This is a genomic window from Agrobacterium sp. 22-210-1 (assembly GCF_053522525.1).
In genome coordinates this window covers 189,592-203,373 of the sequence record NZ_JBNWCI010000002.1, presented here as the reverse complement: position 1 = coordinate 203,373, position 13,782 = coordinate 189,592, and the positions used below count along the sequence as shown (strand labels likewise).

9 protein-coding genes are annotated in these 13,782 nt (G+C 60.4%); 7 read left to right on the top strand and 2 right to left on the bottom strand.

Annotated elements, in window-relative coordinates:
- Positions 1–9: 9 nt before the first annotated feature.
- Complete coding sequence (locus ACQZ5F_RS13920; protein ID WP_448730638.1) at positions 10–1,617, bottom strand: ABC transporter substrate-binding protein; 1,608 nt, start codon at positions 1,615–1,617, stop codon at positions 10–12.
- Between ACQZ5F_RS13920 and ACQZ5F_RS13915 the strand changes: the two genes are divergently transcribed.
- The 3 genes from ACQZ5F_RS13915 to ACQZ5F_RS13905 all read left to right on the top strand — a co-directional run bounded on the left by ACQZ5F_RS13915 (position 1,616) and on the right by ACQZ5F_RS13905 (position 6,052).
- A complete protein-coding gene (locus tag ACQZ5F_RS13915) occupies positions 1,616–1,840 on the top strand; it encodes a hypothetical protein (protein WP_162249040.1) in 225 nt (74 codons plus the stop codon). The genes ACQZ5F_RS13920 and ACQZ5F_RS13915 overlap by 2 nt on opposite strands.
- 153 nt (positions 1,841–1,993) lie before the next feature.
- Positions 1,994–4,783 (top strand): DNA translocase FtsK, encoded by a 2,790-nt coding sequence (locus ACQZ5F_RS13910; RefSeq protein ID WP_448730639.1) that lies wholly within the window; start codon positions 1,994–1,996, stop codon positions 4,781–4,783.
- Between the two features lie 192 nt (positions 4,784–4,975).
- Positions 4,976–6,052 carry an Ldh family oxidoreductase gene (locus ACQZ5F_RS13905; RefSeq protein ID WP_225338507.1) on the top strand — a complete coding sequence of 359 codons (1,077 nt, stop codon included), beginning with the start codon at positions 4,976–4,978 and terminating at the stop codon, positions 6,050–6,052.
- A gap of 18 nt (positions 6,053–6,070) precedes the next feature.
- On the opposite strand, the gene ACQZ5F_RS13900 is transcribed toward ACQZ5F_RS13905, so the two are convergent.
- Positions 6,071–8,065 (bottom strand): putative bifunctional diguanylate cyclase/phosphodiesterase, encoded by a 1,995-nt coding sequence (locus tag ACQZ5F_RS13900; protein WP_225338506.1) that lies wholly within the window; start codon positions 8,063–8,065, stop codon positions 6,071–6,073.
- A 316-nt stretch (positions 8,066–8,381) separates the two neighbouring features.
- Here ACQZ5F_RS13900 and ACQZ5F_RS13895 point away from each other — a divergent pair, with 316 nt between their 5' ends.
- The 4 genes from ACQZ5F_RS13895 to ACQZ5F_RS13880 all read left to right on the top strand — a co-directional run bounded on the left by ACQZ5F_RS13895 (position 8,382) and on the right by ACQZ5F_RS13880 (position 13,779).
- Complete coding sequence (locus tag ACQZ5F_RS13895; protein ID WP_225338505.1) at positions 8,382–9,428, top strand: class I SAM-dependent methyltransferase; 1,047 nt, start codon at positions 8,382–8,384, stop codon at positions 9,426–9,428.
- 197 nt (positions 9,429–9,625) lie between these two features.
- The gene (locus tag ACQZ5F_RS13890; protein WP_046800857.1) at positions 9,626–10,450 is read left to right on the top strand and encodes a bifunctional allantoicase/(S)-ureidoglycine aminohydrolase; all 825 of its coding nucleotides are present in this window, start codon (positions 9,626–9,628) and stop codon (positions 10,448–10,450) included.
- Between the two features lie 168 nt (positions 10,451–10,618).
- Entirely contained in the window at positions 10,619–12,124 is a 1,506-nt protein-coding gene (locus ACQZ5F_RS13885) for a sensor domain-containing diguanylate cyclase (RefSeq protein ID WP_225338504.1), read from the top strand.
- A 440-nt stretch (positions 12,125–12,564) separates the two neighbouring features.
- Complete coding sequence (locus ACQZ5F_RS13880; RefSeq protein WP_225338503.1) at positions 12,565–13,779, top strand: efflux RND transporter periplasmic adaptor subunit; 1,215 nt, start codon at positions 12,565–12,567, stop codon at positions 13,777–13,779.
- The last annotated feature ends 3 nt before the right edge of the window (positions 13,780–13,782 follow it).

Here is a 13,782-nt window from a genome sequence, read left to right as displayed (position 1 = left end):
GGCGCTGCCTCAGGTATCGACCGCGGTGTCCGCCCAGTTGGAAACCGCCCAGCGCGGATTGCTGGCGACATGTTTGACCGTATCGCGCGCCACGGTGATGAAACCCCATTCGGCGACGTTGATGAGCGGCAGATCGGCTGTAACCTGTTTCTGGAAATCCTTGTAGAGCGCGGTGCGCGCAGTCGTATCCACGGTTTCCGCCGCCTTATCGATCAGCGTATCGAGCGTCTTGTTCTCATACCCGCCCTGATTGGAGAAACCGACGCCAGCGGGAATGCCGGATCGCACGAGAATGGTGGTGGAGATTGCCGGATCGCCCCGGAACACCGGCGGCGCGACGGCCAGATCGAAGGCGTGGTCGGTATAGACGGCCTTCTGGTGGGCGGCGGCGTCATTATTGACCAGCTCGGCATCGATGCCGATTTCCTGAAGCGCCTGACGAAGATAGGAACCGAATTGTCTGGTTTCGTTGAAATAGGGCGCGGGCAGAAGCTTCAGCGCGAAACGCTTTCCGTCGGGTCCGCGCGCATAACCGGCCTCATCCAGCAGTGCATTGGCCCTGGCGACGTCGAAATCATAGGTTTCGACATCGTCGGTGTAAAATTCCGGTGCGTTTTTCGGCACGGGACCTGTCGATGCAGTGGCATAACCGAGGAACACCTTGTCGATGACGAATTTTTTGTCGATGGCGTGGGCAATGGCCTTTCTGACCTTGAGGTCGGCCAGTTCCTTGCGGCGGTGGTTGATTTCCACCACCAGCTGATAGGTTAGCGCCTCGTAGCCGTCGGCAATCACCTTGATGCCCGGCTGCTTGGCGATGCGGGCAAGATCGGCGAGCGGCACGGCGGAGAAGGCGGCCAGCTGTATTTCTTCCGCTTCCAGCGCCGAGGCGGCCCCTGCGCGGTCGGGCAAGACGCGATAGATGATTTCCTCGAGCTGCGGCTGGCCTTTGTCCCAGTAATTCGGGTTGCGGGTCAGGCGGTAATATTCGCCGGGTTTGTATTCGGCAAAAACGAAAGGCCCGGTGCCGACCGGTTTGGTGTTGGCCGGATTGGTGGCGATATCGGTGCCTTCATAGAGATGTTTCGGCACGACGCTGGTGACGACCGGCAGCGCATTGCGGATGAGCTGGAACGGCGTGGGCTTGGAAAAGCGGAAGACGGCCGTGTGGTCATCAGGCGTCTCCACCTTTTCCAGATTGGCGAAGACCAGCCGGCCGAGGTTCTGCAACGGTTTCCACACGGAGAGCGCCGAAAAGGCCACATCCGCAGAGGTGAAGGGCTTGCCGTCATGCCAGGTCACGCCTTCGCGCAGCTTGAAGGTGGCGCTGAGGCCATCATCCGATCCCTGCCATTCGGTCGCAAGCCGCGGCTCCAGCCCGTCCTTGCCATTAAAGGAGGCTTCCGCCAGCGGCTCGACGATCTTGCTGGCGATATAAAACACGCCGTTCGAGGCGACGATGGCCGGATTGAGGTTTTTCGGCTCCGAATCGGCCGCGACGATCAGCCGGCCTGCGGCTTTCTCCTGCGCTGCGGCAATTCCCGCCAGTCCCGTGGTTGCGGCAAGAGCAAGCGAGGTCTTGAGAAGCGAGCGGCGGGAAAGCTGGACAGGCGACATGAATTTCACTCCGGAAATGAGGGCGAGACGGGCTTTTCCGCTTGGCCCGCGGCACGCCGATCTTAAGACTGCAACCTCGGCAGTGTCCACGTTAATTCGCGGCCTTTACAGCAATGATTTTACGTTGCGGGTGAGTTTGAAGAAACAATATGCCTCACGCACGCCAATCTGGTTTTCCCCGGTTGCTGCGGAATATCCCCAGCCTGCGGAAAAATCGATTTAAGGAAATAAAAACAAACTGTTGATCTTCGTTTTTGCCATGGGCGCATACCCAAAAGGGCCAGTGGGTGAGGTGAAATCTGCCGCCGAGGCGCCGTTTGGAAAGGGGTAATTAACCTTTATTTTCTATTTCAGGGAGACCGAAATATGTACGTTTATGATGAGTGTGCACGCTGCCATGAGCTTCTCCCGATCCAGATTCCAGAATTCGTCCAATAACGCAGGGGGGGGGAGCGAAAACGCCCGTCATGCCGGCGGCAAGGCGGCTGCCGGGCAGCAGACGGCGATGAAGGCAAGTGCCGCGCCCCGTCCAAATGCCGATGTCAGCGCAGCCGACGCCATTGAAGGCCGTGCCGAAATGCCCGGCTGGCAGAATGCTTTTGTGCTTGGCCCCAATGTGCGCTTTACCCGCACGCCGGAAAGCGCCTTCAGCCGACGCATGCCGGTTGAGACGCCGAATATTCCGGAAGAACTCCATATTCTCGAAGAGGAAGTCGTGGCTGTCGCTGCGCCGGACACGGTGGAGCCGGAGGCGACGGCGCAGCAGGCCGTCGCGCATGAGGACGCTGCTGCCATATCTCAGCCGGTCGTAAAGCCGGCGGAGCAGCGTGTGCCGCCGCCGCGCATGCCGTTCCTGCCGCAGCCGCCCGATGCGCGCGGTGCCAGGGCGCTGACCTATAAATTGCGTCTCGAACTTGCCCGCAAGCAGGCGGAAGAAGCCGCTGCCGCCGCACTGGCGCCAGCGGAGGCCGCGACATTCGCGCCCATGGTGCAAGCGCCGTTACAGAGGGTATTCTCCTCCGTTCAGTCGCTGCCTGCCGTCCAGCCAGTTGCTGCGGCGCAGGCCCCCATGCCGGCTGCATCCGTTCCCGCCTTCGCCGCCCATCTGCCGGATGAGCTGTTTTGGGAAGTCATGACGCTTGATTTGCCGGTGGCAGCGGGCGAGACCGTTCCCGCCTATCTGCGCGCCAATTTTGCCGATCCGGCCCTTGCACATCCCGCTCTGGCAAATCCCGCCCTGGTAAATCCCGCTTTGACGAACCCGGCGCTGACGGTGTCGATCCCTGCCGTTTCTGTGTCGGCGGCCGCTGCCGTCGTGCTTTCAGCCGAGCCTCCGGTCGTCACCGTGCCGGGCGGTTCCGCGATCCGGCTTTACCGGGAAATCGGCGTGCGTCAGGCTGTCGTTCCGGTCGCCACGCCGGCCGCAGAACAGGAAATCGCGCCGCAGCCTGTGGCGGAAGTCCCCGTCTTCGTCGAGCCGCAGCGGCCGATCGAGCAGGCCCAGCCGATTGAAAGCCAGCCGGCAGCAAGAGTGGCGGCAGAGCCGCGCTTCACGCCCCGCGCACCTATTCAGGCTTCGCAGCCGATGTTCCGCGAAGCGCCGGTCTTTGCCGAGGGAGAATATCAATATCCCTCCATCGATCTGCTGCAGGAAGCCCGTGTCCAGCAGACCACGACCATGACGCCCGAAGCGCTGGAACAGAGCGCCGGGCTTCTGGAAAGCGTGCTGGAGGATTTCGGCATCAAGGGTGAGATCATCGATGTCCGCCCCGGCCCTGTCGTGACGCTTTACGAATTCGAGCCGGCCCCCGGCGTCAAATCCTCGCGCGTCATCGGTTTGTCCGATGATATCGCCCGCTCCATGTCGGCGCTCTCGGCCCGTGTCGCCGTCGTGCCCGGCCGCAATGTCATCGGCATCGAACTACCGAACCCGGTGCGCGAAACGGTCTATCTGCGTGAACTGATCGAAGCGACGGATTATGCCGAAACCCGCCAGAAGCTCGCGCTCTGCCTCGGCAAGACCATTGGCGGCGAACCCGTCATCGCCGAACTGGCCAAGATGCCGCATCTGCTGGTTGCCGGCACCACCGGTTCCGGCAAGTCGGTCGCCATCAACACCATGATCCTGTCGCTGCTCTACCGTCTGAAGCCGGAAGAATGCCGCCTGATCATGGTCGATCCGAAGATGCTCGAACTTTCGGTCTATGACGGCATTCCGCATCTGTTGACGCCGGTTGTTACCGATCCGAAAAAGGCGGTCATGGCGCTGAAATGGGCCGTGCGCGAAATGGAAGACCGCTATCGCAAGATGTCGCGTCTCGGCGTGCGCAATATCGACGGTTATAATGCAAGGGCAGCCGCTGCCCGCGCCAAGGGCGAAACGGTGTTCTGCAACGTGCAGACCGGCTTTGACCGCGCCACCGGCGAGGCTGTTTACGAGCAGGAGGAAATGGACCTTACGGCCATGCCCTACATCGTCGTCATCGTTGACGAGATGGCCGACCTGATGATGGTCGCGGGCAAGGAGATCGAAGGGGCGATCCAGCGCCTGGCGCAGATGGCGCGTGCCGCCGGCATCCACCTCATCATGGCCACCCAGCGTCCTTCGGTCGATGTCATCACCGGCACGATCAAGGCGAACTTCCCGACCCGCATCTCCTTCCAGGTGACGTCGAAGATCGACAGCCGCACCATCCTTGGCGAACAGGGCGCAGAGCATCTGCTCGGCCAGGGCGACATGCTGCACATGATGGGTGGCGGCCGCATCGCCCGTGTCCACGGTCCGTTCGTATCGGATGAGGAAGTGGAAAAGGTCGTCGCACATCTGAAGACGCAAGGGCGTCCGGAATATCTCGGTACCGTCACGGAAGACGCCGAAGAGGCAGATGAAGAGGCGGAAGAGGATGTCGCCGTCTTCGACAAGACTTCGATGGGCGACGATGACAGCGACGACCTCTATGAAAAGGCCGTCAAGGTGGTGATGCGCGACAAGAAGTGCTCGACTTCCTATATCCAGCGCCGCCTGTCGGTCGGCTACAACCGCGCCGCCTCGCTGGTGGAGCGAATGGAGCAGGAAGGTATTGTCGGCCCTGCAAACCATGTCGGCAAGCGCGCGATCATCGCCGGTGAGCGCGATCCCTATGATGCGATGGGTGCGGACGACTGATTTGATTATGAGAGCGCCGTGCGCCCGTTCGGGCGCGCAAAGGACGCTCTAACACTCAGAGTCCGCACATCGTTCCTGTCGAAAATCGTTCCGATTTTCGGGCCGATATGCTGGGCGCGATATTCGATTGCAAAAACGCGCTCCGTGAATAGCCTGTGCGGCATGGATTCTGGAATCGGGAGGGTTCCCCGCATGTCGCACAGCAATGAAAACGCCACCGTTCTCGCAAGGCTGGATGAGCTGGAGCGGTTCTGCCGCAGCACCTTCCTGGCCGCCGGCACGGATGACGAGACGGCCGATGCCGCAACCCGCGCCATGATGCATGGCACAAGGCTCGGCGTCGACAGCCACGGCGTGCGCCTGCTTGCCCACTACATCACCGCCCTTGAAGGCGGACGCCTCAATCGGCGGCCGCAGATCCGCCGCGTCTCGGGCTTCGGCGCGGTGGCGACCATCGATGCCGACCATGCCCACGGCGCCCGCGCCACCTATGCGGCCATGGACAATGCCATGACGCTGGCCGAAAAATTCGGTATCGGCGCGGTGGCGATCCGCAATTCCTCGCATTTCGGCCCCGCCGGCGCCTATGCGCTGGAAGCGGCGCGGCAGGGTTATATCGGCCTTGCCGTCTGCAATTCCGACAGTTTCGTGCGCCTGCATGATGGCGCGATGCGCTTCCACGGCACCAACCCGATTGCCGTTGGCGTGCCGGCGGCGGATGACATGCCCTGGCTTCTGGACATGGCCACCAGTGCCGTGCCCTATAATCGGGTTCTGCTTTACCGCAGCCTCGAACAGCAATTGCCTGATGGTGTCGCGTCTGACGGTGACGGCATCGACACGCGAGATCCCCATGCCGTTGAAATGCTGGCGCCACTCGGCGGCGCTTTCGGCTTCAAGGGCGCGGCGCTGGCGGGCATGGTCGAGATTTTCAGCGCCGTTCTCAGCGGAATGAAACTCAGTTTCGACATAGACCCCATGGGCGGGCCCGATTTTTCCACGCCGCGTGGACTAGGAGCCTTCGTTCTGGCGCTGAAGCCGGAAGCCTTCCTTGAACGGGAAGTGTTCGATGAGGGCATGAAACGTTATCTCGAAGTGCTGCGCGGCTCGCCCGCGCGCGAGGACTGCAAGGTCATGGCACCGGGCGACCGGGAATGGGCGGTTGCGGCAAGGCGGGAAAGGGAAGGCGCGCCCGTCGATCCCGTTACCCGCGCGGCCTTTGCGGAACTGGCGTCGAAATTCTCGATCGTGCCGCCCGCCTATCACTAAGGCAGGGGCCGTAGTCCGTCAGGCGGGACGCAGCAGCATGTTGGGACGCGGATAGGGGGTTCTCGCCGCCCCCAGCCGTTCGGCGACGACCGGGCGTCCGAGATAATAGCCCTGCGCATAATCGATCTCCAGCTGGCGCACCAGCCGCAGCTGTTCTTCCGTCTCCACGCCTTCAATCAGGATTTTGTGGCCACGGTTGCGGATGAGGCGGATCATGTCCTGCAGCATTGCCCGGCCGCGCGGCGTATTGCTGTCATGCAGGAAGGAGCGGTCGATCTTGACGGTGTCGAAATCGGTCATGCGCAGCCAGGAAAGGCCGGCAAACCCGGTTCCGAAATCATCGAGCCAGATGTTGATACCGAGCGTTTTCAGGTCATTCAGGCAGCGCAGCACATCCGAATGCATCTCCATATCCAGACCTTCGGTGATCTCGAAGGCGAGCCTGTTGCCGGCGATGCCGGCCTCGACGAGGATTGCTGCAACCGAGGTGGCAAAGCCCGGGTTCTTCAGCTGCATGGGTGATACGTTGACGCTGACCACGTCCACCCGGTCATCGGCAAGAATCTGCTTGCAGACGGTCTTGATGGTCCAGAGGCCGAGTTCCATGATCGTACCGGTGCGCTCGGCAATCGGAATGAAGATGCCGGGCGAAACGGCGCTGCCATCGAGCAGGCGAAGCCGCATCAGCGCTTCGGCACCCGGCGTTTCATTGGTCGAGACGTTGAGGATCGGCTGGTAGACGAGGGAAATGAGGTTTTCCGCAATGGCGATCTTCAGAAGCGCTGCGATGTTTTCCGTCTCGTCACTGGTCTGCGGATCGTCCGGATCGAACAGCTTCATGCAGTTGCGGCCATTGCCCTTGGCAATGTAGAGCGCGCGGTCGGCCTCGTTGATGATTTTCTCCAGCTTGCCGTCCGGATTGGCGCGGGTGAAGGACGCGCCGATGCTGACGGTGACGACGAAGGTGCCGTCCCGGCGCTGGTCGTGGGCAAGCGACAGGTCTTCGACGGTGTGGCGGATCGTTTCGGCCAACTCGCCCACCTGCTGCTTGGATTTGAACGGCACGAGAACGATGAACTCCTCACCGCCATAACGGCCGATGGAAGCGCCATGCCCGGCGATTGCATCCTGCAGCGCATTACCCACCGTCACCAGGCACTTGTCGCCTTCCTGGTGGCCATAACGGTCATTGTATTTCTTGAAGAAGTCGACATCGATCAGGAGAACGGCGAAACCTTCCTCCTTCTTGCTCCAACTGTCCCACAGCAGGCGCAGCTGATGGTCGATGGCGCGACGGTTCTGCAGGCCCGTGAGCGAATCCGTATTTGAAAGCCGCAGCAGCGCCTGGCCGCGTTCATCCGCAGCCTTCTGCTGGGCCTTGGCCTCCAGCGCGTTGAGAAAGACGTGATAACGTTCCCGGTTCAGGTTCCAGTTCACATAGGAGGTGAAAACGAAGCAGGAAATATAGAAGGTGCCGAAAGCCACCTTGTAGAACACATCTTCAGGAAACTGCGTCAACGCCAGAAAATAGGTGACGAGAATGATACCTGATGACACGAGCGACAGGTGGAAACGAAAGGTAAAGAACAGGTTGGCGCCCATCATGAAGATCGCCCCGAAAACCATGTAATAGGACATGTTTTCAAGGTTGTCGGTCAAAAGCGAAGGCAGCAGCCAGCCGATATAGCCCATGACGAGCGCAGTCGCGCAGGTAAGGTCGAGGGCAGCCGTGCTGGCGCCCCTGTGCAGCTGGATTTCCAGCGTCAGCAGCGAGGAGAAGACCACGACCAGACGGGCGATGATGGCGTAGAAAGCGACGTCGGGTATCAGAATGATGTCGGTGACGGCAAACAGAAGATAGATGAAAACGGCCGTCCACAGGCCCTGTCTGATCGAACCACGGCGGCTGCGCTCACCTTCCTGCTGGTAAAGGGCAAGAAGTTCATCAGAAAACCGGGAGTCCGGCCGCCGATAGTCTTGCTGTCCACCCACCTCTCCCAATGTGTGCTTCATGCACTTTCCCATAGTGTTGCGTATACTTTATTAAGTAACTGCTTATTCCACTTTTCCGTGTGCTGTCGCACCCGGTGCGGGTTCCTGCCGATCTCCGCCGATGCGTGCGGAGAACATGGAAAGGAAGAACGCATCATACGTTCGCAACATTAAGTTTCACTAAATCGCGTATCCGCTTTCTCCTATGCCCACGAGTGTGACCAAAAAAATACGCTAATCTACTAATCTATCCCTACACCGCTCAAAAATCGAAAGCGAGTGGCCTTCCGTCTCCGAGAAACGTATAGTTAACAATGTGTTAATACTGGAGGCTGAAGTGGTGCGGGTAAAGAAGAAAAATCTTGACGGGGCAAGTCTGATTACCCCGGATACTGTCGCAAAAGAGATTTTTGCACGCAGAACGGAGACATTCGATGAGCAGTTCGCAGTTGCGAAAGCAGAGATCGCCATCATTCTCGAATTGGCACAGCAGCAATTCGACAATGGCGTTTCGGCGCGTGAGATAATACATCGAACGGCGGGCGCACTGCATGGATTGCGAGATAAGCTCCACTCCAGCGTGTGGGCGGAGTTGATCCCCCTTGTGCAGAATCACTCCGTGTCGGAGCGTTTTCTCGAAGATCCCTTCACCCGGTGGTCGTTCGAAAAGCCGAGGGGCTATTCCGGCGACGCCCAGTTGCTCGACTTCATCTACGCTCATGACAGCGTTGCCGAACTGGTGAAGAACGCTTCGCCGCTGGGGTCCGCCCTTTACGATTACACAAAGGACGCCAGTTCCTCGGTTGCCGTGCGCGAGCGGCGGGATCTGCTGACGCGGTTCGTGGATGAGGCTGCCGCCCGCCACGGCGAAGAGACGGAAATCCTCACCATTGCCTCCGGGCACCTGCGTGAGGCCGATGCTTCGGTGGCGCTGAAAGAGGGCAGGATCAAGCGCTGGGTGGCACTGGATCAGGATCCCTTGAGTGTCGGCTCCGTCGCCCGTGATTTCGGCGGTCGCGGTGTGGAGGCAATTGACGGTTCGGTCCGCGATATCGTGCTGCGCACGCAGGAGCTCGGCAGCTTCGATCTGATCTATGCGGCCGGCCTGTATGATTATCTGAACGACCGTGTGGCGATCAAGCTGACACGGCGCTGCATGGAGATGCTCAAACCCGGCGGCATGTTCCTCTTTGCCAACTTCTCCGAAGATATCGTCGTCGACGGTTATATGGAGACCTTCATGAACTGGGCGCTGCTGCTGCGCTCGAAGGCGGATATGTGGCGGATCGTCAATGCCAGCGCCGATCCTGCAAGTATCGAGGCGGAGGTGTTCTTCGGCGAGAACCACAATATCGTCTATGCGACGATGCGTAAGAAGGTGTGAGACAGAAAGCCGCGCTCGTTATTCCTTTGCGGGAAGCGAGCGCGTGCCGCGCATTTCTTCTCCCCGCCGGGGAGAAGAAATGCGCGGCCACCTCCGTGCCCAATGTCATCGTTGTTTAGGCCGCCCTCTGCCAATAACCATTTGATTAAACCACATCGCGGGCCTAAGAATCCGCGCGGAATGCGTTGCAGAATGGAATGGCTGAAATGAAGAGATATTATTCGGATATGGGCGGTCTGCCGGGGCAGACGGAACTGCTGTCGAGCAAGGCTGTTTTCAAGACCGCCTATGCGGTCATCCCCAAGACCGTGATGTCCGATATCGTGACAAGCGTGCTGCCGCACTGGACCGGCACGCGGGCCTGGATCATCGCCCGGCCGATGACGGGGTTTTCCGAGACTTTCGCGCAATATATCGTCGAAGTGCAGCCCGATGGCGGCAGCGAGCGGCCGGAGCCGGACGAGAGGGCGCAAGCGGCGATCTTCGTTGTCGAAGGCGAAATGACCGTGACGTTCGAGGGCGCGCAGCATGCGCTGCGGGAGGGCTCGTTTGCCTTCCTGCCGGCCGGTGCGCGCTGGCAGGTCAAGAATTCCGGCAAGGCGCCCGTCAAGTTCCATTGGGTCCGCAAGGCGTTTCAGGCGGTTGACGGGCTGGAGCCGCCGCCGGCGATCTTTTCGCATGAAGACGAGATCGCCATGTCGGCCATGCCCGATACCGATGGCAAATGGGCGACGACCCGCTTCATCGATCCCGAAGACGTGCGTTACGACATGCATCTCAACATCGTCACTTTCCAGCCGGGTGCGACCATTCCCTTCATGGAAACCCATGTGATGGAACACGGTCTTTACGTGCTGGAGGGCAAGGCGGTCTACCGGCTGAACGAGGACTGGGTGGAAGTTGAGGCGGGCGACTTCATGTGGCTGCGCGCCTATTGCCCACAGGCCTGTTATGCGGGCGGCCCGGGCCGGTTCCGTTACCTGCTCTACAAGGATGTGAACCGTCACGTGAAGCTCTGGTAAAGGGCATCCCAGCGGCGAAATCCGTGAATTATCGCGCAATCCGACAGGTTGCGCGATAAATGCTTGCGTTAAATCGAATATCCCTAATAAATCCCGATATGCGGGCGGTCGTCGCCGTGCCGCACCGTTTGGCATCCGCCTGCATCCACCCTTGAGAAGACTGCCCGTATGAGTGAGACGATCGATACCAATATCTTCAATCTCGCGCCGGTGGCGATGTGGATCGAGGATTTCAGCGCGGTGAAGAGCCAGTTCGATATCTGGCGGGCTGAGGGCGTCGAGGATCTCAGGGCGTTTCTTCTGGAAGATTTATCGCGTGTGGCGGCGTGTTCGCAGAAAATCCGCGTCATCCAGGTCAATGCCAAGACGCTCGAACTGTTCGAGGCGCGCGATCAGGCGCATCTCGTCGACAATCTGCATCGGATTTTTCGCGACGACATGCTGGAAAGCCATGTGAACGAGCTTTCCGAACTCTGGGCGGGGCGGACGGAATTCACCAGCAATGCGGTGAATTATTCGATCGGCGGCAGGCGGCTTGATATCCAGCTGCGCGGCGCGGTCATACCCGGCCACGAGAACACGCTCGGCCGGCTGCTTTTGACCACCGAGGATGTGACGGAACGGGAGGAAGCCCGCCGCAAGGAGCTTCTCAACCGCCGTTATGCCGAGGGCATGTTCAAGCATTCGCCGGTTTCGCTCTGGGTGGAGGATTTCAGCCGGGTGCGGCGACTGATCGAGGAAGTCCGGGAACGCGGTATCATCGATTTCCGCGTGTTCATGGATGTGCATCCCGAATTTGTGCGGCAATGCATGAGCGAAATCCGCGTCATCGACGTCAATCGCGCCACGCTTGACCTGTTCTGCGCGCCGGACCGGCAGGTTCTATTGCAGCGGCTCGGCGATATTTTCCGCGGCGAGATGGAAAAGCCGTTCCGCGAGCAGCTGATGGAGCTTTGGAACGGCAATCTCACTCACCATCGCGAGGTGGTGAATTATGCGCTTGACGGTTCGGAGCGTCATGTTCTCCTGCATTTTTCCGTCTTCCCCGGCCACGAGCATGACTGGTCGCTGGTGCAGGTGGCGCTGACGGACATCACCGCGCGCAAGAAGGCGGAAGCCTATCTCGAATATCTCGGCAAGCACGACGTGCTGACCAAACTGCATAACCGCGCCTTTTATTCGGACGAGTTGAACCGGCTGGAGCGCAGTGCGCTGCGGCCCGTTTCTGCCATTGTCATCGATCTCAACGGCCTGAAAGAGGCCAATGACAAGCTCGGCCATGATGCCGGCGACGCCCTGCTGCGGCGGGTGGGCGAGGTGCTGAACGGCGTGGTGGCCGCGCCCAACCATGCTGCGCGCATCGGCGGCGATGAGTTCGCCATTCTTCTTCCCGGCGCCGACAAGCAGATTGCCGCTGCCATGGTCGAAACAGTCTATGAGTTGCTGAAGATCAACAACCAGTTTTATTCAAGTGCGCCGCTCAGCCTGTCGCTGGGAGTGGCGACCAGCGAAGCCGGCGAGGCGATGGAATCGCTGGTGCGCCGCGCCGATATGAATATGTACGAACATAAGAACGCCTATTATGCGGCCCTGCGCAGCAGATCCGCCGACAATAGCGAGACGACGAAGAACAGTCCGCAGCCGGAAGCCACTTCGCTAAAGCGTCTGTTCTGAAGAAAGGCGAGGGCGCTTCAAGGCGCGGGGCGTTCTTGTCTTCCGCGACGATTTGCATCATCCCGACGTCATCCGTGGGCTTGTCCCACTGCTGTCCGGTTTAAACTTCCGGACAGGTCGCATTCCCTTTGAAGTCGGTGATGAAGGGTGAACGTTCCCTCAACGTCATCCTCGGCCTTGTGCCGAGGATCTAACCACGTCGAATAAAATCGATACGGTGGCAGATTCTCGGGACAGGCCCGAGGATGACGTCGGCGCAATTGGCCCGACTCTCTCTCCCATTTCACGGTTCCACTCTTCCTCAGTGTTCTGTCAGGGCCTTACACATCTTCACAAGCGCGTGAGACCGCTGTTGCGCTGCAACAATTCCGTTGCCCGAATTTTACATACGTCTTAGTATGTATGTAAATGTGACCTTTTTTGTGGATTCGGAGCGCAGTATGGCGAAGAAATTGAGGCAGATCGTAGCGGTGTTGTTGACGGGCATCGTTCTGGTCGGATGTAGCGACGAGCAGGCCTCTGCGCCCGGCGCGCCGCCGCCCGGCGCGGTCAAGGTCGTGACCGTGAGCCAGGAAGAGCTGCCCATCACCAACGAATTGCCGGGACGCATCGCGCCGACGCGGCTTGCCGAAGTACGCCCGCGCGTCTCCGGCATCATTGTCGAGCGGGTGTTCGAGCAGGGCTCGCTGGTGAAGGAAGGCGATGTGCTCTACCGGATCGATCCCGCGCCGTTCCAGGTGCGCGTCGATAGCGCCGAAGGCACGTTGCGCCGGGCGCAGGCCGCACAGCTGCAGGCGCGGCAGACGGCTGACAGGCAGCAGCAGCTGCGCCGTTCGAATGTTGGTTCGCAGCAGGAGTTCGACAATGCCATCGCCCAGCTTGCGCAGGCGGATGCCGAAGTGGCGGTGGCCGAGGCCGGCGTTGCGGAAGCCAAGCTCAATCTGCAATATGCCAATGTCACCGCACCCATCAGCGGCATGATCGGTCGGGCGCGCATTACCGAAGGCGCACTCGTTAGCGCCACCGGCTCGGAGAACCTGGCAACGATCCAGCAGCTCGATCCGATCTATGCCGACTTCACCCAGCCGGCCGCCGATCTCATTCGCCTTCGCAAGGCCCTGCAGGATGGCCAGTTGATGACAGGCCCGAACGAGGCGGAAGTCAATCTGCTGTTTGATGACGGCACCCGTTATCCGATTTCGGGCCGCCTGCTGTTCTCCGAAGCGGCGGTGGATGAAACCACCGGCCAGGTGACGCTGCGCGGTGAATTCCCCAACCCGAACGGCGACCTTTTGCCGGGCATGTATGTCCGCGTGCAGATCCAGCAGGGCATCCAGAAGGCGGCCTTTGCCGTGCCGCAGCAGGCGGTGCAGCGCGATGCGGGCGGGCAGGCGAGCGTGCTTGTCGTCAATGCCGAAGACACGGTCGAACAGCGCCGCGTCAGCGTCGGCCGCTCGATTGGCGATCGCTGGGTGATTACGGAAGGCCTGAAGGACGGCGACCGCGTCGTTGCCGAAGGTTTCCAGAAAACCGCGCCGGGCGCCAAGGTGAAGCCTGAGCCATGGTCTGCGGAGCCCGATGTCGCTGCCGCCGCCAGCAGCGAAGGCGCGGCGTCGGCCGAGACCTCGTCTGAGACCCCGGCCGCGAAGCAATAAGGA